General features: G+C 42.3%; 28 protein-coding genes and 2 other annotated features. Of the genes, 22 read left to right on the top strand and 6 right to left on the bottom strand.

Annotated elements, in window-relative coordinates; translation table 11 throughout:
• Nucleotides 1-322: 322 nt before the first annotated feature.
• From RTR76_RS14005 to RTR76_RS14015, 3 genes are all read right to left on the bottom strand, one after another.
• Complete coding sequence (locus RTR76_RS14005; protein WP_312521704.1) at nucleotides 323-1060, bottom strand: polysaccharide deacetylase family protein; 738 nt, start codon at nucleotides 1058-1060, stop codon at nucleotides 323-325.
• Between the two features lie 108 nt (nucleotides 1061-1168).
• Nucleotides 1169-1366, bottom strand: coding sequence for a hypothetical protein (locus tag RTR76_RS14010; protein WP_312521706.1), 198 nt, complete (start codon nucleotides 1364-1366; stop codon nucleotides 1169-1171).
• Between the two features lie 90 nt (nucleotides 1367-1456).
• Nucleotides 1457-1918 (bottom strand): CBO0543 family protein, encoded by a 462-nt coding sequence (locus RTR76_RS14015; RefSeq protein WP_312521708.1) that lies wholly within the window; start codon nucleotides 1916-1918, stop codon nucleotides 1457-1459.
• Nucleotides 1919-2089: 171 nt separating this feature from the next.
• Here RTR76_RS14015 and RTR76_RS14020 point away from each other — a divergent pair, with 171 nt between their 5' ends.
• Together RTR76_RS14020 and RTR76_RS14025 are read left to right on the top strand one after the other, a co-directional pair.
• Nucleotides 2090-2626 (top strand): hypothetical protein, encoded by a 537-nt coding sequence (locus tag RTR76_RS14020; RefSeq protein ID WP_312521710.1) that lies wholly within the window; start codon nucleotides 2090-2092, stop codon nucleotides 2624-2626.
• A gap of 36 nt (nucleotides 2627-2662) precedes the next feature.
• The gene (locus tag RTR76_RS14025) at nucleotides 2663-3196 is read left to right on the top strand and encodes a guanylate kinase (protein WP_312521712.1); all 534 of its coding nucleotides are present in this window, start codon (nucleotides 2663-2665) and stop codon (nucleotides 3194-3196) included.
• A gap of 68 nt (nucleotides 3197-3264) precedes the next feature.
• On the opposite strand, the gene RTR76_RS14030 is transcribed toward RTR76_RS14025, so the two are convergent.
• Together RTR76_RS14030 and RTR76_RS14035 are read right to left on the bottom strand one after the other, a co-directional pair.
• Complete coding sequence (locus RTR76_RS14030; RefSeq protein WP_312521714.1) at nucleotides 3265-4434, bottom strand: aminotransferase class I/II-fold pyridoxal phosphate-dependent enzyme; 1170 nt, start codon at nucleotides 4432-4434, stop codon at nucleotides 3265-3267.
• Complete coding sequence (locus RTR76_RS14035) at nucleotides 4431-4910, bottom strand: Lrp/AsnC family transcriptional regulator (protein ID WP_312521716.1); 480 nt, start codon at nucleotides 4908-4910, stop codon at nucleotides 4431-4433. The genes RTR76_RS14030 and RTR76_RS14035 overlap by 4 nt, the downstream gene beginning before the upstream one ends.
• 102 nt (nucleotides 4911-5012) lie before the next feature.
• Nucleotides 5013-5214: a binding site (T-box leader), on the bottom strand.
• Nucleotides 5215-5362: 148 nt separating this feature from the next.
• Between RTR76_RS14035 and RTR76_RS14040 the strand changes: the two genes are divergently transcribed.
• From RTR76_RS14040 to RTR76_RS14050, 3 genes are all read left to right on the top strand, one after another.
• Complete coding sequence (locus RTR76_RS14040) at nucleotides 5363-5557, top strand: hypothetical protein (RefSeq protein ID WP_312521718.1); 195 nt, start codon at nucleotides 5363-5365, stop codon at nucleotides 5555-5557.
• A 118-nt stretch (nucleotides 5558-5675) separates the two neighbouring features.
• Nucleotides 5676-6173, top strand: coding sequence for a peptide-methionine (S)-S-oxide reductase MsrA (msrA, locus tag RTR76_RS14045; RefSeq protein ID WP_312521719.1), 498 nt, complete (start codon nucleotides 5676-5678; stop codon nucleotides 6171-6173).
• A gap of 309 nt (nucleotides 6174-6482) precedes the next feature.
• On the top strand, nucleotides 6483-6635 hold the full coding sequence (locus RTR76_RS14050; RefSeq protein ID WP_312521721.1) for a hypothetical protein: 153 nt from the start codon (nucleotides 6483-6485) through the stop codon (nucleotides 6633-6635).
• A 546-nt stretch (nucleotides 6636-7181) separates the two neighbouring features.
• Here the strand turns inward: RTR76_RS14050 and RTR76_RS14055 are convergent.
• On the bottom strand, nucleotides 7182-7616 hold the full coding sequence (locus RTR76_RS14055; protein ID WP_312521723.1) for a hypothetical protein: 435 nt from the start codon (nucleotides 7614-7616) through the stop codon (nucleotides 7182-7184).
• A gap of 240 nt (nucleotides 7617-7856) precedes the next feature.
• Between RTR76_RS14055 and RTR76_RS14060 the strand changes: the two genes are divergently transcribed.
• The 17 genes from RTR76_RS14060 to RTR76_RS14135 all read left to right on the top strand — a co-directional run bounded on the left by RTR76_RS14060 (nucleotide 7857) and on the right by RTR76_RS14135 (nucleotide 24597).
• Nucleotides 7857-8450: a DNA-3-methyladenine glycosylase I gene (locus tag RTR76_RS14060; RefSeq protein ID WP_312521724.1), complete on the top strand. Its 594-nt coding sequence runs from the start codon at nucleotides 7857-7859 to the stop codon at nucleotides 8448-8450.
• 52 nt (nucleotides 8451-8502) lie between these two features.
• Nucleotides 8503-9603 (top strand): hypothetical protein, encoded by a 1101-nt coding sequence (locus RTR76_RS14065; RefSeq protein WP_312521725.1) that lies wholly within the window; start codon nucleotides 8503-8505, stop codon nucleotides 9601-9603.
• Nucleotides 9604-9618: 15 nt separating this feature from the next.
• Nucleotides 9619-10995 (top strand): RsmB/NOP family class I SAM-dependent RNA methyltransferase, encoded by a 1377-nt coding sequence (locus RTR76_RS14070; RefSeq protein ID WP_312521851.1) that lies wholly within the window; start codon nucleotides 9619-9621, stop codon nucleotides 10993-10995.
• Between the two features lie 13 nt (nucleotides 10996-11008).
• A complete protein-coding gene (locus RTR76_RS14075) occupies nucleotides 11009-11737 on the top strand; it encodes a pseudouridine synthase (protein WP_312521726.1) in 729 nt (242 codons plus the stop codon).
• A gap of 59 nt (nucleotides 11738-11796) precedes the next feature.
• Entirely contained in the window at nucleotides 11797-12135 is a 339-nt protein-coding gene (locus tag RTR76_RS14080; RefSeq protein WP_312521728.1) for a hypothetical protein, read from the top strand.
• A 114-nt stretch (nucleotides 12136-12249) separates the two neighbouring features.
• Nucleotides 12250-13164: a putative sporulation protein YtxC gene (locus tag RTR76_RS14085; RefSeq protein ID WP_312521730.1), complete on the top strand. Its 915-nt coding sequence runs from the start codon at nucleotides 12250-12252 to the stop codon at nucleotides 13162-13164.
• 302 nt (nucleotides 13165-13466) lie between these two features.
• A complete protein-coding gene (gene thrS, locus RTR76_RS14090) occupies nucleotides 13467-15380 on the top strand; it encodes a threonine--tRNA ligase (protein ID WP_312521732.1) in 1914 nt (637 codons plus the stop codon).
• A gap of 68 nt (nucleotides 15381-15448) precedes the next feature.
• Nucleotides 15449-15575, top strand: a sequence feature (ribosomal protein L20 leader region).
• A gap of 27 nt (nucleotides 15576-15602) precedes the next feature.
• Nucleotides 15603-16121 carry a translation initiation factor IF-3 gene (gene infC / locus RTR76_RS14095; RefSeq protein ID WP_312521853.1) on the top strand — a complete coding sequence of 173 codons (519 nt, stop codon included), beginning with the start codon at nucleotides 15603-15605 and terminating at the stop codon, nucleotides 16119-16121.
• A gap of 15 nt (nucleotides 16122-16136) precedes the next feature.
• Nucleotides 16137-16334 carry a 50S ribosomal protein L35 gene (gene rpmI / locus RTR76_RS14100; protein WP_312521734.1) on the top strand — a complete coding sequence of 66 codons (198 nt, stop codon included), beginning with the start codon at nucleotides 16137-16139 and terminating at the stop codon, nucleotides 16332-16334.
• Between the two features lie 31 nt (nucleotides 16335-16365).
• Complete coding sequence (rplT, locus tag RTR76_RS14105) at nucleotides 16366-16722, top strand: 50S ribosomal protein L20 (RefSeq protein ID WP_312521737.1); 357 nt, start codon at nucleotides 16366-16368, stop codon at nucleotides 16720-16722.
• Nucleotides 16723-16910: 188 nt separating this feature from the next.
• On the top strand, nucleotides 16911-17759 hold the full coding sequence (locus RTR76_RS14110; protein WP_312521739.1) for a class II fructose-bisphosphate aldolase: 849 nt from the start codon (nucleotides 16911-16913) through the stop codon (nucleotides 17757-17759).
• A 142-nt stretch (nucleotides 17760-17901) separates the two neighbouring features.
• Nucleotides 17902-18714 (top strand): RNA methyltransferase, encoded by an 813-nt coding sequence (locus RTR76_RS14115; RefSeq protein ID WP_312521741.1) that lies wholly within the window; start codon nucleotides 17902-17904, stop codon nucleotides 18712-18714.
• Between the two features lie 53 nt (nucleotides 18715-18767).
• Nucleotides 18768-18881: a YqzL family protein gene (locus tag RTR76_RS20905; RefSeq protein ID WP_396145152.1), complete on the top strand. Its 114-nt coding sequence runs from the start codon at nucleotides 18768-18770 to the stop codon at nucleotides 18879-18881.
• 267 nt (nucleotides 18882-19148) lie between these two features.
• Complete coding sequence (gene pheS / locus RTR76_RS14120; protein WP_312521743.1) at nucleotides 19149-20171, top strand: phenylalanine--tRNA ligase subunit alpha; 1023 nt, start codon at nucleotides 19149-19151, stop codon at nucleotides 20169-20171.
• A 12-nt stretch (nucleotides 20172-20183) separates the two neighbouring features.
• Nucleotides 20184-22613 (top strand): phenylalanine--tRNA ligase subunit beta, encoded by a 2430-nt coding sequence (gene pheT, locus RTR76_RS14125; RefSeq protein ID WP_312521745.1) that lies wholly within the window; start codon nucleotides 20184-20186, stop codon nucleotides 22611-22613.
• 204 nt (nucleotides 22614-22817) lie between these two features.
• Nucleotides 22818-24212 (top strand): amino acid permease, encoded by a 1395-nt coding sequence (locus RTR76_RS14130; protein WP_312521747.1) that lies wholly within the window; start codon nucleotides 22818-22820, stop codon nucleotides 24210-24212.
• A 127-nt stretch (nucleotides 24213-24339) separates the two neighbouring features.
• Nucleotides 24340-24597 carry a cell division protein ZapA gene (locus RTR76_RS14135; protein ID WP_312521749.1) on the top strand — a complete coding sequence of 86 codons (258 nt, stop codon included), beginning with the start codon at nucleotides 24340-24342 and terminating at the stop codon, nucleotides 24595-24597.
• The last annotated feature ends 10 nt before the right edge of the window (nucleotides 24598-24607 follow it).

Consider the following 24607-nt stretch of genomic DNA (forward strand, 5'->3'; position numbering starts at 1 on the left):
GCTGGAAACGGCCTGGGAGGATAGGGAGTCGCTGATTAGACAAAAAGCACTTACAATTGTAAGTGCTTTTTTGCTTTATGTATGTAAGCGTCCTGGTTAGGACGCTTTTTATTATGTTAGACTAATACCCATAATCCGCCAATCGCAATAAGAATTAGGATGATCAGCCAAAAGTTGGACAGTAAGAAAAACAGAATAACAGCTATAACTGCCCATGATATCATACGAATTCCTCCCCATGATCTTTATTACATAATATGTAATAGATCTGTTAGTGTATACAATATTGAGGAGAAAATTTGTATAGGGTTGAATGGCACTATTAGTATCTATTTAAAAAATCTTTAAAGGAAGTAATGGAAGGGTACGCTTCTTGTTTGTATTGTAATAACTCACTGACGGTTACGAATTCATATCCATCTTTGCGGAGTGCATCAATAATAGTTCCTATCGCCTGTGGAGTTGGCAAGGGGTATTGGCCATCGTGCAACAGGACAATACTGCCTGGCTTTGCTTCTTTTAAGACAAAATTAACTACTTTCTCAGTAGAAGGCCGCTGCCAGTCATGAGGATCAATGGACCATAATATGACTTTATACCCTTTTTGCTCAGCGACTTCGATGACTTTGCTATTGAGCATACCGCCTGGGGGCCGGAATAAAACGGGTTGGGGAGCATGGGAGAGAATGATTTTTTCTGTCTTATTAAACTCTTCTTCTATATTTTTTTTAGTAAGTGCCGGTAGTGATGAATGGCTATAGGCATGGGAGCCAATTTCATGGCCGTCGCGTACTTCCTGAGCAATCAGCGCGGGGGATTGCTCAGCATTAATCCCAAGTACAAAGAAAGTTACTTTTACTTGCTTGGCTTTAAGAACCTCTAATATCTCGGGAGTAGTTTTGTAATGAGGTCCATCATCAATTGTTAAAGCAATAACTTTACGGGGAACCTGAGCCTGATAAATGATTTGATTGTTATCGAGTTTAGTTTGGGCAATTTCTCCGATAACTGCTGTTGCCAGAATAAAGCAAGAGCAAAGTATAAAATGAATTTTTTTCATTTTATCACCTCAACTGATTGTCTATTGTCGCTGTATAGTCAAGTATATTCTACTGTTAATAAAATTAGGCTTAATAAGAACAAAAACCCCACTGCTGTAGCAGTGGGGTTACTTTTCTCCTGTTAAACGCTGCAAGGCGGTAATAAACTCATAGGGATCGACGGACATTGTAATGCCAGGAATTTGAGGATCTGAACTGCGGCTATACATTTCAAGAATCATTTTTTCATTCTTTAAATAAATATCTAAGACGGTATTTGCTTTGTTGTTCTCGAGACTGACTTTCAAGACTATTTTCTCATTCATCGAAATCTCCTATAAAGACGGCTTTGTGTTATTATCATATGTTAAGTTCTATATAGGAGGTGAAGAAAAAGTAAAAAAATTTGATATAAATTATTTTTCTGCTCTCCAGCCGTCTTTGTAAAACCAGATATGGAACTGATACCAGATAAACCAGCTAAGCATCCAAAGGATAAAGGAGTGATAAATTCTATAGCCATTGTTATAGCTGATCATAGAAGTATATTCTACCGCAAAGTACTCAAAGACCGATAAGACGATAGACCATAGCAATGCCCACTTTATTCTTGACATGGGGGAGTAGCGTACCCAAAACATTGCAAATACTGGAACAACAACTACATTCGCTGCAAATGAGATATCTTCTACCAGAGGCATTACCCGGAGCGGAAACTCCCACCAGCCAAAATAGGTTGCAGTGTAACACCATAGATTGGCATATAAGCTTGCAAATAAAGCTACTGGTATATAGCGCTTCATCCCTTTGTAGCCAATAATCAAGGCCGCTAGGGCGATAAGCAGTGATAAATACTGTACAGTAAGTTCAATAGACATAGCAAGTACTCCTTTAAAATGCAGGGCTGAAGGATAAAAAAATAACTGGCTATAAGCCAGTTAGAAGGAGAGGGAAAAATTTACTACAATATAGTTATTCCCTTTCGTTTAACTTTTTATTACCGGTAAGGACTATTCTTTTAAATAGTTGTTAGGAGGTTAGTATAAGCGATGGATGAAGTTGATTTAACACGACTGAGTTCAAAATTAATTACTTCAGTGAGTGAGCCGGTCTATACGATTTCCTATTTAACAGCGCAAGCGAGAAATGGGTTGGTAAATGTTAGTTCTGCAAATTTAACGCTTGCTGTTCCCGGCAATATCGTGTGTCAAATTAAAAATAATAGCGCAAATAAAATGACATCGGTGGAAGGGATTTTGGTCAACAGCTCAGTAAATATTGGTTATTCTCTTATACGAAATGGTGCATTAAATGGCACGCTAACGCCGCAAACCGTGTATAATGTAAATAGTAAGTTTATTCCTTCAATCTCTACTACTGTAGCATCTGCTGCGGGTGCTGCAGTTAGTGTGAGTGACGGAGATATTCTTTTGAGTCAGCTCTCATTAACCAATAGTTTTAACCCAATCAGTATTGTTCCGATCATTATCAATCCAGGAACCTCCCTATACTTTTTATCTTCGGGAGCGTTAGGTTTAAATGTTACTATAAATGTTATTTTCACAGAATACCCGAGCAATTTGTAATAGAAAAGAATGAGTTAAGTAGGTAGAGGTGTAGTTATGACAAATATTATTGCATTTCTAGGTCCCAGCGGAGCAGGCAAAAGCACCTTACAAGGTTTTTTGGATATTCAGCCAATTGTCACCTGGACATCGAGATTACCCCGTGAAGGCGAGATAAATGGAGTAAATTATCATTTTACAACTAACGATACGATTATGCAGATGTTTGAGCAGGGCTTATTACTGGAGTTTACTAAATACAATGGCAATTTATATGGAACACCAGTAGCTTCGCTGGATGAAGTAATTCTCAAGGGACTGCTTGGTTCAATAATCGTAGACTGCAATGGTGCTAGTGAACTGCGGAAAAAATATTGTGAACGAGTTTTACTTGTAGGTATCTATGCTCCCGAAGAAGAATGCATTGCCCGCCTTAAAAAAAGAGGAGATGCAAATGCGCTGTTACGAGTTAGTACCTATCATGAAGAAGTGCAAGCAATGCAGAAACTCGCTGATATTACAATTAATAACGCTAAGGAAAACTGGAACCGCAGCAGGAAACTGGTTCAATTATTTAAAAAACCCTGTTAAAATCAAAACAGCCAAATAACCTGCTTGAATATAAGTAGATTATTTGACTGTTTTATTTATTTATTTATTTATTTATTTAGCGATTTTACGAACCGCTCGATGCGAAGGAGCGCCTCTGACAGATTTTCAACAGATGCAGCATAGGAACAGCGGACAAAACCTTCACCACTTGCGCCAAAAGCATCACCGGGGACCAATGCAACCTTTTCTGCCTTTAGCAGCTCTTCAGCAAATTGCATAGAAGAGAGCCCTGTAGTTTTGATTGAAGGAAAGATGTAAAATGCTCCCTTGGGCTCGAAGCAAGGTAAGCCAATACGCTGAAATCCATCAAGCATAAGTCTGCGGCGATGATTATATTCGACAACCATCTTATTCATATTTGTCTTGCCTCTTTTAAGAGCCTCGATAGCGGCTACTTGGGCGGTTATTGGCGCACACAGCATCGTATACTGATGAATTTTCATCATGGCACCAATAAAATCGGAGTTTGATAATGCATATCCAATACGCCAGCCTGTCATTGCATATGCTTTAGAAAACCCGTTCAGCACAATGGTTCGGTCACGCATACCAGGAAGGCTGGAGAAACAGGTATGGCTGCCTTCATAGGTGAGATCGGCATATATCTCATCTGATATAACAATAAGATCATGTTTTAGAGCAAAGGCCGCGATGGCGGATAAATCCTCCCGCGTCATGATTGCTCCTGTTGGATTATTCGGGTAGCCGATGAGCAAAAGTTTTGTGCGGTCCGTAACTGCTTGTTCTAATTGATTAACGGTAACGCGAAACTCATCTTCCATAAAAGTAGGAACAGGAACGGGGATACCACCTGCTAATGAGACGCACGCCTTGTATGATACATAAGAGGGCTCGGGAATCAGGACTTCATCGCCTGGGCTTAATAACGCACGCATTGCGAGATCAACGGCTTCGCTTACTCCGACAGTAATTAATACTTCAGAACGCGGATCATAATGAACTTCGTAATCAGCAGCAATTTTACGGGAAATTTCTTCTCGCAGCTCAAGCAATCCATAATTGGAGGTATACGAAGTGTAACCGCGTTGTAAGCCATAGATACAGCTTTCCCTGATGTGCCAGGGAGTAATAAAGTCCGGCTCACCGACACCGAGCGAAATAACACCTTTCATTTCAGCAGCAATGTCAAAAAAGCGACGAATACCAGAGGGCGGAATAGCGTTTACTGTGGGTGAAATTCGATCTGCCCAGCTCATGGTGTGATTACCAGCCTGTGATCATTTTCGTCATCTTCAATAATGACACCGGCTTCTTTGTATTTCTTGAGCATAAAATGGGTGGTAGTACTGATAACGCCATCGATTGTAGCAAGTTTATCAGAAACAAACTGAGCAACTTCTTTTAGTGTCTGCCCCTGAATGATCACCAAAAGGTCGTACGCACCTGACATTAGCGAAACACTGTGTACTTCAGGAAAACGGTAAATACGTTCGGCAATAAAATCAAAGCCGCTTTCCCGTTGCGGTGTTATTTTTACATCAATCACTGCCGTTACGTTATCTATCCCGGCTTTTTCCCAATTGATAATAGCAGGGCGCTTTATAATAATTTTTTCATCCTCTAATCGTTTCATTGTTTCTGCTAATTCATTTTCAGGAGTATCCAGCATAATTGCCAATTTGTTTAAGGGCAGGGCTGGTTCCTTATCTAAAATCTCCAATAATTCTTTCATCTTGTATTTCTCCCTTCGAAATTTGCATAGTTTGCACGAGAATTTTCCTCTTTGCAGTCAGAGAGAGCGACTTTCTGACAAAATAAAAAGTTCCCGTCCTAAGAGAAGGACGGGAACTAAACCCGCGGTACCACCTAAATTAGCCAATTGGCTCACTTTATGCCGTTAACGCCGGCTACGATGAGACTTACGAATTCGTCTCTAACTCCAGGGTGGCTTTCCGTATTGTTCTTATGCCAGCTTCCACTAATACCAGCTCTCTGTGAAAAGAAGAAATACGTACTTTTCCTATCATCATTATGATGTCGTTATGCTATTTAGCAATAGCATAGCAAAAAAAAACCTCTGATGCAAGGGCAGATTTATTAATTATTAACATTTCGGGGAAGGTAGAGTGAATCTTATCGCGAATTATGGCAGAAAGTCAAATTTATTTTCAAGGAGGAATTGCCTTGATTGATCAAGATGATAAGGTATTGCCGGTGGCTCCGGTTGTAGGTAATAAAGCGATAAAAATTATGTCATTTGGACTTGAGCAGAATAAAGATCAACAAGTGAATCGCAAAAAAGTGACCAACCGCTCTGAGAAAAATAAGAAAGAGCTTATCTGTACGGTCACGGCCGATAAGGTAGACTGTCAAATCTAATAACTTGCAGCTTAAGGCGTAGGAATGGATTTGAGCTGACAAGGTACAAAAGTGTACAGCGGTGGATAGACACTGTTAATAAGCGTGTATACTAATTGCTAAAGGTGGTGATGTTGCAGTGAAAAAAATATGGCTGGCAGGCGGCTGCTTCTGGGGTGTTGAGGGCTACTTTCAGCAATTACAAGGAGTAGTCGATACAACAGTAGGTTATGGTCAGGGTCAAGTGGTGAATCCTACTTATCAGCAGGTGTGCAGCGGAGAAACCGGACACACGGAGATATGTGAGGTCGTTTATGAGGAAACACAAATCACGCTGGTTAAAGTGCTTGAACATTTCTTTCGCATCGTTGATCCCACCAGTCTCAATCGTCAGGGGCCTGACCGTGGCACGCAATATCGGAGTGGTGTGTATTATACAGACGAAATTGATGGGGCTGTAATAAAGGAAGTGCTGCAACAGGTACAAGTTCGCTATACCAGGCCAATCGTGGTAGAAGTAGAAGCCTTGCAATCCTTTTATCCCGCTGAAGAATATCACCAAGATTATCTCAACAAGAATCCACATGGGTATTGTCATATCGATATGGGTCTTGCCACAGTGAATGAAAGAAAGTAGTTGAGAGCACTCATGAAGTCATGAGTGCTTTTATTTTTGCAAAATGAATGTTATGAAAAGTTGGAATAGAGGGAAAAATACAAACATATCACAAGAGAGGAGAATAGTATGATTTGTATTATGGGATCAAAATGCCAGTGCGTGTACAATCAATCAGGTCAATGTGCTGGAGAGCCAAAACCTGAAAATGTTCCATGTCTTGGCTTAGTTTGCTTTAATATTACCAATAAATAAAAACGAAAATCCCCTCCTATGAACGATGTAACCATTATCTAGTTAACAGAATATAATAACATAGGAGGGGATAAAATGGATGAAAAACTGAAAGAAAAGCTAGATGAAGTGGGATCAAAAATAGACGATAAGGTTGAAGAAAAGGCATTAGAGTATGATATTCCCAAATGGGCTGTCTGGCTAGGCGGCGCAATAGCTGTCAGTGTGATTATTAAAATATTATTCTAAGGCATTCGTATCTGAAACAACGACCTCCGCCAAAGCGGAGGTCGTTGTTATTATTCAATTTCGTTTAAACAGCGTGTGTATCTGTTCGTAAAAGCAGATAATTAATGAACCATGCAATTTCGCTAAGTAAGAATTCATAGTCACCATTTAAAAATGTGGTAACAGGAAGCCAGATAAAAACTGCCACAGGCACTGATAACCAAAGTATGCCCGCAAATATCCAGCCAATACTTCCGGTTTGTATGCAGCGCAAGGCGGCTTTGCAAGGGAGTATTGCAAAATAATACAAGGCGAAGGAGCCAATAATATGCAGAATAGTACGTAGTGTTGAAAGCAAATTTATCACCTGCAGTCAATAGTGATTACTACATAATTCGACTTAGATGTACAATATCCTACACGAGACTAGCGTTAATTTCTCCCAAAAAAGGTTTTATTTCTTAAGTAGACGAATAGTAGAATGAAATACATCCTAAAGGACGTGGCTGGAACCAAGTCTTTTAGGATGTAGGTGGAAGCCTATTCGTTTATATATACGAATCTAAGTTAGTCTCTGTTAAACTCAGGCTGCACTGATTCGGGAGAGAACACTCGAATCGCTTCTGTTTTACCATTGTTTATTATTTGCAGGCTCCAGGTTCCCAGTTTTTCATTCTTTGCATTGACTACAAAAACCTGCAAGTTTACTAGAGAGCCTTTTTCAGCAGGGATTGATATCTTACCGGAATCTTTTCCCTTAAGAACAACTGTTTCGCGTTGGGTTTTTGAGTTTCCAACACTCCATTCAAGTTTAATTTCTGCAGCACTTGTGGGCATTTCTTCTTTGGCATAATAAGTGGACGCCCAAAACGTAGACGGATTATCTACAACAACCTCTACGGTCATATTTGCAGGTGAGGCATTTGCCGCATGGAATGGGGTAGCGATGAGGAATAGTAGTACTAAGCATACATTCAATAGCCCTTGTTTTAATTGATTCATAACAGTCTACCTCCGTAACGGTTTTTCTTTATTTTACCATAATTTATACAAGCTTTATAGTGAGAGCGGCATATTAACTTTTTTGCATTGGGACGGGCAAAAAAAATAACTGGCTGTTAAGCCAGTTAATGGGAGAGGAGAAGATTTGGTATCATATAAAGTATGCCCTGCATCATTGCTTTTTAGACAGTACCAAGTTTGTAAACTGACAAAAAAGAAAGATTGGGTGTGATTTTTGATATGGCCAAAAGTATAATGCCTATTCGCTGTCAGTGGTGTAGTGACGATCCCTTGTATATTCAGTATCATGACACCGAGTGGGGTGTCCCGGTATTTGATGACGGCAAACTTTTTGAATTTCTAATGCTTGAGGGTGCACAGGCTGGATTAAGCTGGATTACTGTTTTACGGAAAAGGGAAACCTATCGCAAAGCATTTGATGAGTTTTCCTGGGAAAAAATTGCTGCTTATGACGAAGCAAAAGTGGCCGAATTGCTGCAAGATCCAGGTATAATACGCAATCGCTTAAAAATTGCAGCTGCTATACAAAATGCGCAAGCTTTTATGAAAATTATCGATAGCCATGGCAGTTTTGCCAGTTATATTTGGCAGTTCGTAGAAGGAGCCCCTATACGCAATAACTGGCAAAGTATTGGAGAGGTACCTGCACAGAGTAAAGAATCGGAACGGATGAGCAAGGATCTGAAAAAAAGGGGATTCCGTTTTGTTGGGCCAACGATTTGTTACGCCTATATGCAGGCTGTTGGGATGGTAAATGATCATACAACAGATTGCTTCCGCCATAGTCAAATGGAGACCTGTATAAAAAAATAAGATAGCTGCTACAGTACAAAGACAATCATTATACATAGAGGCAGGAAAATGCATGCAGCATATTGTATATTACGTTTCCGGTCATGGCTTCGGGCACCTGACCCGGTCATTGGCAATTATTGAATTGCTTTTGCAGCATAGAAACGACCTTTCAATTCGTATGAAGTGCAGCTCAGCGCATGCTGCTTTTGCAGAGCGTTACTTGCAAGAGCGAAACCTGACTGTACAAATTCAGTTGTTTGAATCAAATTTTGATATCGTCGTTGACCCGGTTAAGGTATGCGTCGATTTTCCGTCTACCATTAATAATCTTAAGATGTGGATTAAAGAGTTACCGGCCCGGGGGCTGCGGGAATGTGAGCATGTTGAAGGAAAAACGGCTTTAATCCTTTCCGATATAGTACCGGAAGCTTTTGTAGTGGCAGCTCGGCTAGGGATACCTGCTATTGGAATTAGTAATTTTACCTGGTATGAAATTTGTAAGGAATATGTACCGGCAAAGTACCTGGCTATTCTAAAAGAAATGTATCAAAAAGCAACGACTTTTCTTGAGTTCCCGCTGTCTACAGGTGATCATATGCCAGTGAGCAACAGGACTCCGGTGGGGATGATCAGCCGTCCTATCAATGAAAATAAGGTGAAAGAAATCCGAAAAAGGTATAAGAAGGAGGATCGGCCGCTGCTATTATTTAGTATAGGCGGTGCCTTGGAACTGGAATGTCAGGCGTTGTCCTCAGGCATAGATTGGCTTTACACGCGTGGTGTTTGTTTGCCCTCCAAGGATAATACATTCCCGATACCTGATGATGAATCGGATATACAAAATTATGTCGCTGCTTGTGATGCCGTTGTTACGAAATTCGGCTGGTCTACATTGGCTGAAGCAATGATTGCACAAAAACCTGTATTTTTAATAAAAGCTAATGGTGGCTGGGCGGAAGAAAATTTAATTATGCCTGAAATTAAGACGTTAAATTGTATAAGATCAATTGTACCTGCCGAACTATATTCTTTCTCGCCGGACATTGTAAGTCAACAAATACAGCAGATGAGCGAATTTTATAAGTCTATTGGAGAGCGGTACAGGTATTCGCCTGAAGACATTATTAGGCAGCTTACACCTTATTTGCCTGTTAGTAACATGATAATCTAGAAGTAGAGGAATGTGATGCAACTGAAACTGCCAATACAATTAGCAGAAAAATTAAAGCAGCAATTAGGAGCAGAATATCCAGCTTTTGTTGAAGCTTTTGCACAAGATAAAATAGCCGGACTGCGGGCAAATCGTCTAAAGATTTCGCCTGAAAAACTGAAGACATTATTACCCTATTTGCAGGAGGCTGTTGAATGGTGCAGTGATGGTTTTTATTACCGAGACAGCGAAGTACGGCCGGCGAAGCATCCGTATTACTATGCTGGCTTATATTATATTCAGGAGCCGAGTGCAATGCTGCCCGTCCAACTGCTTGCTGCCCTTCCCGGGCAGCGGGTTTTGGATCTCTGTGCAGCACCTGGGGGAAAATCGGTACAAATAGCAGCACAACTGGCGAACAGGGGATTATTGGTTACAAACGATATTCACCCTCAGCGGGCCAAGGCATTATTAAAAAATATCGAGCGTTATGGTGTCACTCATGTTGTTGTTACAAATGAAAAACCAGACCGCCTGGCAAAGGTGTTCGCGGACTATTTTGATAAAATCCTCGTTGATGCTCCTTGCTCGGGAGAAGGGATGTTTCGCAAAGAACCCTCCATGGCCAATGACTGGTCCCAGCAGGAAGTAGATAAGTACGCAACTTGGCAGCAAGAAATTTTAAATTATGTTCCCTCCATGCTTCGTGCTGGTGGAGAAATAGTGTACTCTACTTGCACGTTTTCTTCTGAAGAGAATGAAATGCAATTAAATAATTTTGTTGAGCGGCATCCACAGTTTGCTATTATGGAAATGCAGCGCTTGTGGCCTCATAAGGTTAAAGGAGAAGGACACTTTGCAGCAAGAATAAAAGGACAGCATGAGCTGCTGGATGAAACTGCAAGTGAAAAACATCCATACCCGGACTGCGATATCAGCGGTTTGAGTACCTCGCTTCGCGAGGCATTGCAGACATTTTCCAAGCAAGTATGGCGCGAACAGCAGGCTTGGCTGAAATGGCTACCTTCCAACGGGGTTGTTGTTGAGCGAAATGGTCATGTTTTGTGGGAGCATAACAGCCTGCCTATACTTAAGGGATTAAAAGTTTTGCGCTCAGGCTGGCTGCTTGGTGCTTGGGAAAAGGGGCGCTTTCGTCCTAGTCAAGCTTATGCGATGGGGCTTCCCCGTGAGGCAGTTGCGTCGGCGCAGTGCTGTAATTTTGCGGCAGAGGATGAACAAGGCCGCTATGCAGCAATTCGCTATTTGCGCGGGGAAACAATTCAAATCGAGAATCACGACTGGCCTTCAGGCTGGTATCTTATGACAGTTGACGGGTTTGCGCTTGGCTGGGCTAAAGGTGCCGGCCATAGTTTGAAAAATGATTATCCTCCTGGCTGGCGCTGGGAAGATTAGCTGAGGTGCATAAATGGCAGAGAAAGACCGATATCGTTTGGACAAGATTTTAGCAAACACGGGGGTTGGTTCGCGTAAGGAAATAAAAATGGTGGTTAAGGCCAACCGGGTGATGGTTAATGGCGTTGTAGTGAAAAATGCAGATATGCATGTTTGGCTTTCCCGTGATACCATTGAAGTAGATGGAAAGCCTGTCATTTACCGGGAATATATTTATCTGCTTATGAATAAACCACAGGGTGTACTTTCGGCCACAGAAGACAATCATGGCCAGGTGGTGGTAGACTTGTTACAGCCGGAACACCGGCTTTTTGCCCCTTTTCCTGTGGGGCGCTTGGATAAAGATACAGAAGGACTGCTGCTGTTAACGAATGATGGACAGTTAGCTCATGAGTTGCTTTCTCCCAAGAAGCATGTAGCAAAGACGTATTATGCTAGAGTAGCAGGAGAAGTAACAGAAGCGGATGGACATGCTTTTGCTCAGGGCGTCGTACTGGATGACGGCTATAAAACGCTGCCTGGTGAACTTCAAATTCTCCATTCCGGTGCTGAGTCTGAAATAAAACTGACTATTTATGAGGGGAAATTTCATCAGGTAAAACGAATGTTTGCAGCTGTTGGTAAAAAGGTTATGTATCTAAAGCGTTTGACGATGGGAACATTACAGCTAGATAAATCGTTAGCTCCAGGAGAGTACCGGGAACTCACTTCGCAGGAATTGGAAGCATTGGGAGGAAAATAAGTAAACAAAGCGAATATTAGCGGAAAATACAGTAATGTTATTACAGGGAGCGAAACGGCATGTACAGCTTTCCTATTCAAGAGACGGAATGGATCGTAAAAAAAGGTCACGCCAGCCTGTCGGTTGAAGGCAATGCATTTAGCGGAGCTTTGTATTTGACCAATGAGCGCCTCGTATTTATCGGCTATCTGTTAAGCTTGAACCGTAAATATATGGAAGAAGTACCTCTAGAGCATATAACAGAATTAAAATTGGAGAAGACTTTTTTCATTATACCTAATGCATTTAGCGTTGTAACAATACGCGACCGGATTCTAAAAATCATTATTTCCAAGCGCGATGAATGGATAAATGCTATTAACAAGCAGTTAACGCAGATTGATGGAAGCACCCTTTAGGGGTGCTTTTTTTGTTGCAGATTCTTTTCCAATGCGATGGCATGTTAACACCGGCTTTTTGTATGCAAATGCTTGGTGGCACATATACTATAACGTGGAAAGGAGTTGAGGTCTTTGAAACTGCTTTCAGTAGGATTAACCGGTGTCAGTCAGGATGTCACCATGAGGCTGCAACAGGATTGCTGCAGCTTGATGCATGAAGGCTTTCGAATCGCCGTTGATGAAATGAATCGAGGGAAGTATACTTTTATTGGATGTAATATTGTTGAAGGGGAATTATCCTTTCGCAATTATGAACGTGTCAAAGACTCATTAAAGAATTATGTGGCTAAAATAGTGGCGGATTTTATACTTGCGAACGAGGAGAAGGCTCTTGTTAGCCGGCTTATTGAACGAAACTATCATTATTTTAGCAAAGAAGAACAAAAAATAATTTATGAGAACTCTTTAAAGCTCCTTGCAGACAGCAGCAGTTGCCTAATTCAGGATTTTAGCGCCGGAGAACGTCGCAAACGAATCGTATCACGCCTGATGGAATATCTGGATAACCATCATGAACTAGTCGTCGATGGATTTGTTCAGTTTCGTTTAAAAGATTACAGGGATAATCTGGCGCAGGTAGTAGATAAAGCTGTAGATGATCTGATGCTGGACTTGGAGTACCAGGAATTCATCCGCGTACTTCGTTATTTCATTAATGTTCAGGAACCACAAGTAGAAGAAACTCATGTCTTAATCTATGGTGCCAGCAGTTTTAAGCTTTTGGATGCAAACGGACAGTCAATTGACAATCAGTATCTTGACAGTTTTGATGCTCAGTATTCAGATGAAATCAATTATCAGGATTTGTTAATTACTGCGCTGATTGCTGTATCACCGCATCATGTTGTCTTGCATAATCCATTTTTACAAGGGCCGAATGAGCTGATTCGTACCATTAAGAGTATCTTTGAAGACCGGGTAATGTTCTGCAATGGCTGTGACATGTGCAGCACAAAAAGCGTCTCTCATAATGTTGACAGTGATTAATTTTTTTGCTATAGTTAAGTTTAAGTTAATATTCTTATCAGTAATGCCGGGGATACGATAAATATGGATCGCCGTACCAGAGAGAAGATGCCATAGGCTGAAAGCATCTTACGGGCTGACTATACTTATTACCACCTCGAAACTGTCTGGCCGAAATTCTTGTAAGCCAGTCCGGGTCATTCCCGTTATCACATGATCAAGTTGGGCTATTATAGCCAAACAGGGTGGAACCGCGTGAGTAGAACTCTCGTCCCTTTTAGGGATGAGAGTTTATTTTATTTGTCAGCAAGGAGGACTATAACATGGAAAAAATACAAATCACTTTAAAAGACGGAAGCGAACGGGAATATGATGCCGGTACAACTTTGGCACAAGTTGCCGAATCCATTAGCCGCGGCTTAGCCAAAAGTGCTCTTGCAGCAAAAGTTAACGGTCAATTAGCGGATCTGCGTACTCAACTAACCAAACCTGTAAAGGTTGAATTTTTGACATTCGAAGATGAAGCAGGTAAAGACGCGCTGCGTCATAGTTCATCGCACATTCTTGCGCAAGCGGTAAAACGTTTATTTGGGGAGGTAAAGATCGGGATCGGGCCGGCTATTGCCAATGGCTTCTATTATGATTTTGATACTTCACATACCTTCACTCCCGAGGACCTAGAAAAGATCCAAGCCGAAATGGAAAAGATTATTAAAGAAGACTTACCGATAGAACGGATCGAGATAAGCAGGCAAGAAGCCATTAAGCGCTTTGAGGAGCTAGGTGAAACTTATAAAGTAGAGCTTATTCGCGATTTACCGGAAGACGTTACTATTTCGTTATACAGCCAAGGTGAGTTTGTCGATTTATGTGCAGGGCCCCATGTACCTTCCACTGGTAAGGTAAAAGTTGTTAAACTGCAGAACCTGGCTGGTGCCTATTGGCGCGGCGATGAAAAGCGCAAGATGCTGCAACGTATTTATGGCACCTCTTTTGAGAAAAAAGCGGATCTTGATGGGTATTTGCACATGCTGGAAGAAGCAGCAAAACGGGATCACCGCAAGTTAGGAAGAGAGTTGGATTTGTTCAGCATGCAGGAAGAAGGACCTGGTTTTCCTTTTTTCCATCCTAAAGGTATGATCATTCGTAATGAACTGGAAAGCTTCTGGCGCAAATTGCACGTTAAATATGGATACCAGGAAATAAAAACTCCTATCATTTTGCACCAGAAACTCTGGCAGCAGTCCGGACACTGGGATCATTACCGGGAGAATATGTATTTTACAAATATTGATGGTGAAGGATATGCCGTAAAGCCAATGAACTGCCCTGGCGGTATATTGGTGTATCGCAGCCAGCATCACAGCTATCGTGATTTGCCGCTGCGGACAGCTGAACTTGGTCTTGTTCATCGTCATGAGCTTCATGGCGCTCTCCATGGGCTGATGCGTGTTCGGAGCTTTACACAAGATGATGCCCATATCTTTATGCTGCCATCACAAATAAAACAGGAAATAATGGGTGTTATCGAACTCTTTGATACTGTATATAGCGTATTTGGTTTAAGCTACCATGCAGAGTTAAGCACTAAGCCGGAAAAGGCAATGGGTTCCGATGAGATTTGGGAAAGTGCTACTAATGCTTTGCGGGAAGCAATGGAAGAAAAAGGGCTGCCTTTTAAAATTAATGAAGGGGATGGCGCTTTTTACGGTCCCAAAATTGATTTCCATCTGAAGGATTCTATCGGACGGACTTGGCAGTGCGGTACCATCCAACTGGATATGCAGATGCCTGAGCGGTTTGATCTTAACTATATCGGAGAAGACGGACAAAAACATCGCCCCGTTATGATCCATCGGGTAGCCTATGGAAGCATGGAGCGTTTTATCGGTATTCTGATTGAGCATTTTGCCGGTGCCTTTCCAGCCTGGCTGGCACCTGTGCAAGTAAAGATTCTTCCGATCACTGAGCGGCAAGTCGCTTATGCTCAGCAATTAGCTAAGACAATGCGGGATAAAGATATTCGAGTAGATGTGGATGACCGTAATGAGAAAATTGGTTACAAGATCCGTGAAGGACAAATGTCCAAAGTTCCGTACATGCTTGTGGTCGGTGACAAAGAAATGGAAAGCAATACGGTTGCTGTCCGCAAACGTGGACAGGGAGATCTTGGAGCTCAGGCGGTCGATGAGTTTATTGCCTCAGTCATGGATGAAGTGGCAAAAAAAACAATTTAGTTCCGTAAAAAATGGTAAAGCTATTGACTTTTATTGTTATGGATGCTAATATATCCTAGTAAGTAAATATTTACAAGCAGAGGCCATCCGCTTCTCACCTTACAACGCTTTAGGTTGTTCGTAAGGTATTAGGATTTAGCATAGTGATTATGCTGTTTTGCGGGTGGTGTATGCCATCCGCTTTTAATTTGTTTATTTGAAATTATCAGGAGGTGAGCGGCAATTAGCAAAGACACTTTAAGGATTAATGAAGAAATCCGCGCAAGAGAGGTTCGGGTTGTTAGCGAAGCAAACGAACAATTAGGGATTATGTTGTTGAGGGATGCACTACGGGTTGCCGGAGAACAGCAGCTTGATTTGGTTGAAGTAGCCCCAACAGCTAAACCGCCAGTTTGCCGTATTATGGACTTTGGTAAGTTCAAATACGAACAGCAAAAGCGAGACAAAGAAGTCAAGAAAAAGCAAAAATCATTTACTCTCAAAGAAGTTAAACTTCGTCCTAATATTGAAGATCATGACTTTGAGGTTAAATTAAAAAATGCTTTGCGCTTCTTAGAAGATGGGGACAAAGTAAAAGTTACCATCATGTTCCGTGGACGGGAACTGAGTCATCCCGAGCTTGGCAGACAGGTTCTTGTTAAAATGGCTGCTGAGGTAAAGGAAGTCGCTAATGTAGAACGCGAACCGAAGCTTGAAGGAAAAAATATGATTATGATTCTTTCAGCAAAGCAACACAATTAAAAAGGAGGATACATCATGCCAAAAATTAAAACTCGTAGAAGCGCCGCTAAGCGGTTTAAAGTTACCGGCACTGGAGAATTCAAAAGGTCTAAAGCTTTCAAAAGCCATATTCTGGAGAAAAAATCTCCTTCACGTAAACGTAATCTGCGCAAAGCTGGAATGGTAAGCAAATCTGATCATGAGCGCGTATCAAGAATGCTGCCGTACGCATAAATCAGGAATTTTTAAATGGAGGTAATTAGACATGCCAAGAGTTAAAAAAGGTGTGACGGCTCATAAGCGTCATAAAAAAATATTAAAATTAGCAAAAGGTTACCGTGGCTCGAAGAGCAAGCTCTTCAAAAAAGCTAATGAAACGGTAATGAAAGCTTTATACTATGCTCGCCGCGACCGTCGTGCTAAAAAACGCGAATTCCGCAAACTGTGGATTGCCCGTATTAATGCCGCTGCTCGTATCAATGGCATTTCTTACAGCCAGATGATTAATGGTTTGAGCAAAGCCGGAATCGAAGTTAACCGCAAAATGTTGGCTGATTTAGCTGTCAACGATATGGCTTCCTTTGGTAAGCTTGTTGAGACTGCTAAAGAGCAGCTCCAATAGAACAAAAAACTCCTGAGTAATCAGGAGTTTTTTTATTTTAATAGTATATTAGCTGCGATATTGGAAATAATTGCATCAACAAAGACTATTTTAAATTTTAAGATAATTCTGGCAGGTGTTTCTTCACTGATTCCCGAATAGTATGTAATAAGTGCATGACAATAAAGGAATAGAAGGAGGAGTCAATCTTGGCCTTGGTTACTATGCATGAGCTTCTTCAGGATGCCCGTAAAAGGAAGTATGCAGTCGGTGGATTTAATGTATTCAATTTCGAAACGCTGGGAGCTGTCCTGGAAGTTGCAGAAGAGTTAAAGACCCCACTTGTTTTAGGCATTCCAGAAAGATTGTTTAAGTTTGTCGATGTAGAAACGCTAAGTGCTGCTTTAGTGCGTGCCGCACAAAAATCCTCTATACCTGTTGCACTCCATCTTGATCATGGCTATAGTTATGAAGGGGTAATGAGAGCTATTCGCTGGGGGTTTACCTCTGTTATGTTTGATGGATCCCATTTGTCTATGCAAGAAAACTTAAAACGCACAAAGGATATTACCCGCATAGCCCATTCTCTTGGCATTTCTGTCGAAGGGGAATTGGGCTATATTGGTTGTTATGACAATATAGGCGATTTAACAGAGGATAATTTGGTTAAACCGGAAGTAGCTGCTGAATTTGTTGATAAAACAAAGGTTGATGCGCTGGCAGTAGCTGTAGGCACTAGCCACGGCGGGTATCATGGTCTCCCCAAACTGAATTTTTCCCGCCTTAATGAGTTAAATAGCAGCGTGAATGTGCCGCTTGTTATGCATGGCGGCTCAAAGCTGCATAAAGATGATTACCGGCATTCGATTAATTCAGGAATCACAAAGATTAATATTGCGACTGATATGTCACAGGCGGCGGCCGAGACATTGAGATCGGAATTAGGCAGAAGTGCTACTGCAAACTATGTGAATCTCATGAATGCTGTAAAAAAAGGGGTTAAAGAGTCTGTTCGTAAATACATGCTGTGTTTTGATTGTATAGCAAAAGTAGTTTGAACTATTGGCCTGCCTTGAAAAAAGGCGGGCTTTATATTTATTTGTTTTCATTTGCACATTGTGATAAACTACTGCAGTAGCGAAAAATCTTGACATCGATCTGAGAGTTGCGCTACTCGAATTCATGACCGGGGGAATTATAGTGCTAGAGGTCATTGCAAGTAACCAGAATAGCTTAATTAAGCTGGCTGCATCGTTAAAACAAAAAAAATATCGTGATGAAACAGGTGTGTTTTCGGTAGAAGGGGTACGCCTGGTGGAAGAAGCAATTCAGGCTGATTGGGAAATTACCGCTTGTCTTGTTACAAAAAAAGCTCTTGAGCAATCACGTGTTCAAAAAATAATGACTCAATTACAAGAGCGCCATTGCCGTTTGGCTGAGCTTTCGGAAACTTTGTATGCCAAAATTACTGATACAGATCAGGCGCAAGGCATTATGGCAATTGTAAAGAAAAAAGAATATTTATTCAAGAATTGGGTGACTGGAGACCGTCAGCCGTTGATTGCCGTCCTGGATAATGTCCAGGATCCGGGAAATGTAGGAGCTTTAATTCGCACAGCAGATGCTGCTGGGTGTACAGCTGTCATTATGACACCGGGAAGTGCTGACTTATTTAGTCCCAAGACCGTTCGGGCCACAATGGGCTCCTTGTTTCATCTGCCGGTAATCAGCAAAGTAAGTACAGCAGAATTGGTAACATATTTAACACAGTTTCAAATCCAGCTCATAGCTACTGCATTAACTTCTGCTAAACCCTATTATGAGGTTGATCTCACAGGACCGACTGCGATTGTTTTTGGCAATGAAGGCAATGGGGTAAGTGATGCGCTTCTTCATCAGGCTGCCAGCCGTTTATTTATTCCTTTGTATGGCAAGGCAGAGTCTTTGAATGTGGCTGCTGCCGCTGCGGTAATTTTTTATGAGATTGCGCGGCAGCGGCGTGCAGCCTTGTAATTTGAAAATTCGTATGGTATAATTACTAAAGCAATGACCTGAAATTTCCAACTATGGCAGAGAGGGTGTGGTCCTTCTTGGTGACCGCCGAATTATTCTGGAAAGTATTTGAAGCTACCGGTTCCATTGCTGCGTATATGTTTTATCGTCGCTTAATGATTCACTAATGAAATATACATTGCAATGACAGAGAGAGTACGCCAGTTCCGGTCCTACAGGGAGGATGTGCCGCCGATTGAGAGCCATCCGGATCGCCTGGCTGAAGTTCGCTCCGGAGCATCTGGCTGAAGAGGTTTCTTGTGTAGGCTGGACGTCTTTTCCGCGTTAATGGAAACACGAGTGGTAATTTAGGGTGGTACCGCGGAAGCTGGACTTTCGCCCCTTCAGGGGTGAAAGTCTTTTTATTTTTGAAATTAGCAACTAGGAGGTATTATATGGAACAACAATTGGAGTCCTTGCGTCAGTCAGCGCTGCAAGAGCTGAAACAAGTGTCCAACATGGACATGCTGAATGAGCAACGGGTAAAGTATCTTGGAAAAAAAGGCAGCCTTACATCTGTTTTACGCGGGTTAGGGGCGTTAAGTGCCGAAATGCGCCCACGTATGGGCCAGATTGTTAATGAAATCCGCACCGAACTGGAGGAGTTAATTGCTGCTAAGGCTGAGGAACTTAAACAAGCAGAATTAGCGCATAAAATCGCCTCTGAACGCATTGATGTCACTATGCCTGGACGCCGGTCCGTCCTCGGGGGGAAGCATCCCCTCACGGTAACGCTTGACCGTATAAAGGAAACCTTTATGCGAATGGGTTTTGATATAGCTGAAGGACCGGAAGTAGAAAAAGATTATTATAATTTTGAGGCGCTCAATTTTCCACCTGATCATCCCGCTCGCGATATGCAAGATTCATTCTACATAACGGAAGAATTTTTGCTGCGCACGCATACATCACCAGTACAGGTGCGTACGATGCAGTCCGGCGATCCTAATTCTCCGGTACGTGTTATAGCACCCGGTAAAGTGTATCGTTGGGACTATGATGCCACTCATTCGCCGATGTTTCACCAGGTAGAAGGTTTGGTTATTGATAAAGGAATCACGTTTGCTGATTTGAAAGGCACGTTAGAACTGTTTATTCATGACATATTCGGTGATGATGTTCGTGTGCGTTTCCGTCCCAGTTTCTTTCCTTTTACTGAACCGAGCGCGGAAGTTGATATTTCCTGCGTTATGTGCAACGGGCAGGGCTGCCGTGTTTGTTCAGGCACAGGCTGGTTGGAGATTTTAGGTTGTGGTATGGTTCATCCACGGGTATTGGAATTAAGTAATTATGATCCTGCCCAAGTCAGCGGTTTTGCTTTTGGCATGGGCGTTGAGCGCATTGCTATGCTGGTTTATGGAATTGATGACTTGCGGTTATTCTTTGAAAACGATTTGCGCTTTTTGCGACAATTTTAAGGAGGATATCACATGCGTGCATCAATAAAATGGCTTAAAGACTATGTCTCCATTACGCAAGCTCCGGAAGCTCTGGCTGATCAGTTAACTATGGCAGGAATACCGGTGGCGTCAGTAGAGAGCCTAGGACAGAATATTCATCATGTTATTACCGGCAAAATTTTGGAGGTTAATCCGCATCCTGATGCTGATCGCCTTTCTGTTTGCAAAATAAATATTGGTAATAGTAAAGTAACTATTGTTACCGGTGCAACTAATGTGCGTGCCGGTCAGGTAGTGCCGGTTGCTTTAGACGGAGCTAAACTTCCCAGTGGCAAGACAATTGTGAGTGCTGAACTCCGCGGAGTCATGTCACAAGGCATGTTATGTTCTGCTGAAGAGTTAAACCTCGATGCAAAGATTATTGCACCGGAGTTGCGTGAGGGCATTTATATTCTGCCGTCCGAAACTGCAGTCGGTATTGATATTCAGTCTGCACTTGGTTTAGATGATACGGTTTTGGAGTTTGAACTTACACCTAATCGGGCTGATTGTTTTAGTGTTATTGGTCTGGCTCGCGAAGTAGCGGTACTAACAAATGAAACTGTTACAAAGCCGATGCTTGCCTTGCAGGAAGCGGGAGAAGGCAAGGCAGTAACGCTTGCGAGTGTTACGATTAATGAACCCTCATTGTGCCCTCGGTTTGCTGCGCGCATCTTGCAGAATGTAAAAGTAGGCCCTTCGCCTGTATGGATGCAGCATCGTCTACAGGCCGCAGGTATGCGTCCTATCAATAATGTAGTTGATGTGACTAATTTTGTTATGCTTGAAATGGGACAACCCATGCATGCTTATGATTACAGCCTGCTTGCCCGTCATAGCATTACTGTACGCAGAGCAAACCCAGGTGAAAGGCTGACTACTCTTGATGGCGTTAAGCGGGAATTGAGTACGGATACACTTGTAATTGCCGATGCCGTGCAGGCTGTCGGTATTGCCGGTGTTATGGGGGGCTTGGCAACAGAAGTGACTGCTACGACCCAGACTGTTCTTTTAGAAGCAGCTGCTTTTCAGGGAGTGAGCGTGCGGCGTACATCGCGGGCGTTAGGGCTGCGTTCCGAAGCTTCAGGCCGCTTTGAGCGGGGGGTTGATACGGCAAACATAACACGGGCTTTGGATCGGGCTGCCAAATTATTGGAAGATATGGGAGTATGCAAAGTTTGTCCTGACATTATTGACAATTATCCAGGAATGACATTGCCACGCCAAGTTGTCTTTACGGCGCAACAAATTAACGCATTTTTAGGAACTGATGTTCCTCATGCCACGATGGTAGATATTTTGCGGCGACTGGAATTTGAACTGGATGTTCAAGCGGAGCGAGTCACTGTTACTGTACCAACATGGCGGTCAGACGTAACGGGACCTGCTGATATTGCAGAAGAAGTAGCCCGGATTTACGGGTATAATAAGGTTCCTACTACGACTCCGGCTGGAAGAATGACTCGTGGCAGTCAGAGCTATATACAGTCTATTGCAGATAAACTAAAAAATAGTTTAGCTGCCGGCGGCTTTACTGAGATTATTACTTTTAGTTTTATGCATCCTGCAACGCTTGCTAAATTGAACTTTGCAAGTGATAGTTCTTTATACCAGGGAATTGAGATTAAAAATCCGATTACTGATGAATTCCCCTGGCTGCGTACCACCTTATTAGGCGGTATGATGGATGTTCTTGTAAGAAATCTTTCACGTAAAAATGAAGATTTAAAACTCTTCGAATTGGGAGCTGTTTATCATCCCGGACAATTACCGTTAGTCGATTTACCGGATGAGCCTCTTATGCTGTGCGGTGCTTTATGCGGGCGTCGCAATGAGGTATCCTGGAATCAACCGCAACAGATGGTCGATTTCTATGATGCCAAGGGTGCTGTAGAAGAATTACTGGCTGCAATAGGAATTTATAATCCTATAGTAGAAGCAGGGGAACATCCATCGCTCCACCCTGGAAAAACAGCTGTCTTTACTGTTGGTGGCGAGATAGTAGCTACTGTCGGGGAAGTTCATCCTAAGGTCCAGGCTGCATTTGGCATTACCCGCAAAGTATATATGTTTGAAATGCCTGTTGCGGCATTGGCAAAGCAAGCCCGTTTAATTGCTAAGTATGAGCAGCTTCCAAAATTTCCGGCTATTGCCCGTGATTTAGCTGTAGTCCTTCCTGTTAGTGTATCAGCCAGCCAAGTGGCGGAAGTGATTGCTGAAAATGGAGGCAGTCTTTTAGCTGAAGTTAAGTTGTTTGATGTTTATACTGGAGAGCAAGTTCCTGCCGGGTATCGCAGCCTTGCTTATTCATTAGTATTTCGTGCAGTGGACCGTACCTTAACCGATACGGAAATTGAGACTCACCATAAGAACATACTTGTGCATTTAGAAAAGACTTTAGCGGCTAAACTAAGGGATTGAGAATAAAATGTCTTCGAGAAAAATACAAAAAAGACTTTACCCCCGTTTTACTTTGTGTTAAACTGTTAACCGTGGGCGGACGTGGGGCGAAGTATCTTGCATTATCATCAGACCTGCCTTAGGCAGGTCTATTATTTTGTTCGTGGTGCATAATACAAAGAGAAGTCGCTGTGTTCCCGTTTATTTTAATGAGGGGGAAAAAATATGAATATTCTTCGTACAAAAAAGATCGATGAATTAATTGCTAGTGCTGAGAAGAAAGGATTAAAGAAGACACTGGGAGCCTCTGACATGGTCATGCTTGGCGTGGGCTGTATTATCGGTACCGGTATTTTCGTACTTACCGGCGTGGCAGCAGCCAAATATGCAGGTCCTGGGATTATGCTTTCTTTTGTCTTATCCGGTCTTGCCTGCGCATTTGCAGCATTAGCTTATGCTGAATTAGCCTCAATGGTACCGGTTGCAGGCAGCGCCTATACATATTCGTACGCTGCACTTGGTGAAATTATTGCCTGGATTGTGGGCTGGAATTTAATTTTGGAATATTCTGTAGGTTCGAGTGCTGTAGCCGCGGGCTGGTCGGGCTACATGGTAGGACTCTTAAAATCAGCCGGTATTGAATTACCAAAAGCCTATACGGCTGTTCCGGCTGATGGTGGTATAGTTAATTTGCCAGCAATGCTTATTGCAATCTTTTTGAGCTTTTTACTTGTCCGGGGAACTAAAGAAAGTGCAACTTTGAATAAAATTCTCGTATTTATAAAACTAGCAGCTGTTTTTATTTTTCTAATTTTAGCAGGACCAAAAGTAAATCCTGCTAACTGGACTCCTTTTATGCCTTACGGGTTTTCCGGTGTAGCAGGCGGTGCTGCTATCATCTTTTTTGCCTATATTGGCTTTGATGCTGTCGCTACAGCGGCAGAAGAATGTCGCAATCCGAATCGGGATTTGCCGATTGGAATCATTGGGTCATTAATTGTTTGCACAATCCTTTATATAGCGGTTGCAGCTGTGCTGACAGGAGTGGTTCCGTATACAGAGCTCAATAATGCCGAGCCTGTTGCGTATGCACTTAGGGCTATCGGGTATAACCTTGGTTCTGCGCTGGTTGGAACCGGAGCGATTGCCGGTATCACCACAGTACTGTTGGTACTGATGTATGGTCAGACAAGAGTATTTTTTGCGATGTCCCGCGATGGACTTATTCCTGCAGGAATTTGCAAAGTCCATCCTAAATACGGTACTCCCCATGTTATTACTATGCTGGCAGGTGTAGCCGTAGCGTTAATTGCCGGCTTCACTCCTATCGGGATTATTGCGGAGTTAACCAATATTGGAACGCTTTTTGCATTTGTTGTGGCTGCTATTGGTGTATTTGTATTACGCCGTACCCGTCCTGATCTGCATCGTCCGTTCCGCTGCCCGGCAGTTTCCATTGTTGCTCCTCTTGCCGTTATATCGTGCAGTTACCTCATGTATAATTTACCAGGAGAAACCTGGATGCGGTTCTTTATATGGAGTGCGATTGGCTTTGTCGTCTATTTCGTCTATAGCTATCGTAATAGCGAGTTAAACAAACAAAAGGAAAGTCTAAAATAAACGCGGAGGAAAGGCTGCTTATGTCGAAGCATAAACGGCCTTTCTTTTTTTTATTGCAGGAAAATCAGATAATAAGTAGAATCTTATACATTCGACATAGAAAGTACATACTGAATAGGTGAAAACGATGAGTGCGAAAAAATCTAAGGTTACTGTAGAAATATACGGAGAACCCTATAATATAAAGGGTGAGGGAGAGCCGGAGCGCATTCGCCGGGTTGCCTTGCTGGTTAATGAACAAATGAAGCAGATTGCCTTGGCGAATCCGACGTTAACACCTGCTAAAATTGCCGTTTTAGCAGCTTTAAATATTGCTGATGAATTCTTACGCCTTGAGGAAGATTACCGGCAGATGGTGCGTATGCTGCAAGAAGAAAAACCATAACCTTTATAAG

This window comes from Anaerospora sp., assembly GCF_032013335.1.
In the GTDB taxonomy this organism is placed as follows: Bacteria; Bacillota; Negativicutes; order Sporomusales; family DSM-15969; genus Anaerospora.

Bases quoted from the DNA above. Each gene is read 5' to 3' on its own strand.
- RTR76_RS14005 (WP_312521704.1), bottom strand. From the start codon at position 1,060: ATGAAAAAAATTCATTTTATACTTTGCTCTTGCTTTATTCTGGCAACA.
- RTR76_RS14010 (WP_312521706.1), bottom strand. From the start codon at position 1,366: ATGAATGAGAAAATAGTCTTGAAAGTCAGTCTCGAGAACAACAAAGCA.
- RTR76_RS14015 (WP_312521708.1), bottom strand. From the start codon at position 1,918: ATGTCTATTGAACTTACTGTACAGTATTTATCACTGCTTATCGCCCTA.
- RTR76_RS14020 (WP_312521710.1), top strand. From the start codon at position 2,090: ATGGATGAAGTTGATTTAACACGACTGAGTTCAAAATTAATTACTTCA.
- RTR76_RS14025 (WP_312521712.1), top strand. From the start codon at position 2,663: ATGACAAATATTATTGCATTTCTAGGTCCCAGCGGAGCAGGCAAAAGC.
- RTR76_RS14030 (WP_312521714.1), bottom strand. From the start codon at position 4,434: ATGAGCTGGGCAGATCGAATTTCACCCACAGTAAACGCTATTCCGCCC.
- RTR76_RS14035 (WP_312521716.1), bottom strand. From the start codon at position 4,910: ATGAAAGAATTATTGGAGATTTTAGATAAGGAACCAGCCCTGCCCTTA.
- RTR76_RS14050 (WP_312521721.1), top strand. From the start codon at position 6,483: ATGGATGAAAAACTGAAAGAAAAGCTAGATGAAGTGGGATCAAAAATA.
- RTR76_RS14055 (WP_312521723.1), bottom strand. From the start codon at position 7,616: ATGAATCAATTAAAACAAGGGCTATTGAATGTATGCTTAGTACTACTA.
- RTR76_RS14060 (WP_312521724.1), top strand. From the start codon at position 7,857: ATGGCCAAAAGTATAATGCCTATTCGCTGTCAGTGGTGTAGTGACGAT.
- RTR76_RS14065 (WP_312521725.1), top strand. From the start codon at position 8,503: ATGCAGCATATTGTATATTACGTTTCCGGTCATGGCTTCGGGCACCTG.
- RTR76_RS14070 (WP_312521851.1), top strand. From the start codon at position 9,619: ATGCAACTGAAACTGCCAATACAATTAGCAGAAAAATTAAAGCAGCAA.
- RTR76_RS14075 (WP_312521726.1), top strand. From the start codon at position 11,009: ATGGCAGAGAAAGACCGATATCGTTTGGACAAGATTTTAGCAAACACG.
- RTR76_RS14080 (WP_312521728.1), top strand. From the start codon at position 11,797: ATGTACAGCTTTCCTATTCAAGAGACGGAATGGATCGTAAAAAAAGGT.
- thrS (WP_312521732.1), top strand. From the start codon at position 13,467: ATGGAAAAAATACAAATCACTTTAAAAGACGGAAGCGAACGGGAATAT.
- rpmI (WP_312521734.1), top strand. From the start codon at position 16,137: ATGCCAAAAATTAAAACTCGTAGAAGCGCCGCTAAGCGGTTTAAAGTT.
- rplT (WP_312521737.1), top strand. From the start codon at position 16,366: ATGCCAAGAGTTAAAAAAGGTGTGACGGCTCATAAGCGTCATAAAAAA.
- RTR76_RS20905 (WP_396145152.1), top strand. From the start codon at position 18,768: ATGGCAGAGAGGGTGTGGTCCTTCTTGGTGACCGCCGAATTATTCTGG.
- pheS (WP_312521743.1), top strand. From the start codon at position 19,149: ATGGAACAACAATTGGAGTCCTTGCGTCAGTCAGCGCTGCAAGAGCTG.
- pheT (WP_312521745.1), top strand. From the start codon at position 20,184: ATGCGTGCATCAATAAAATGGCTTAAAGACTATGTCTCCATTACGCAA.
- RTR76_RS14130 (WP_312521747.1), top strand. From the start codon at position 22,818: ATGAATATTCTTCGTACAAAAAAGATCGATGAATTAATTGCTAGTGCT.
- RTR76_RS14135 (WP_312521749.1), top strand. From the start codon at position 24,340: ATGAGTGCGAAAAAATCTAAGGTTACTGTAGAAATATACGGAGAACCC.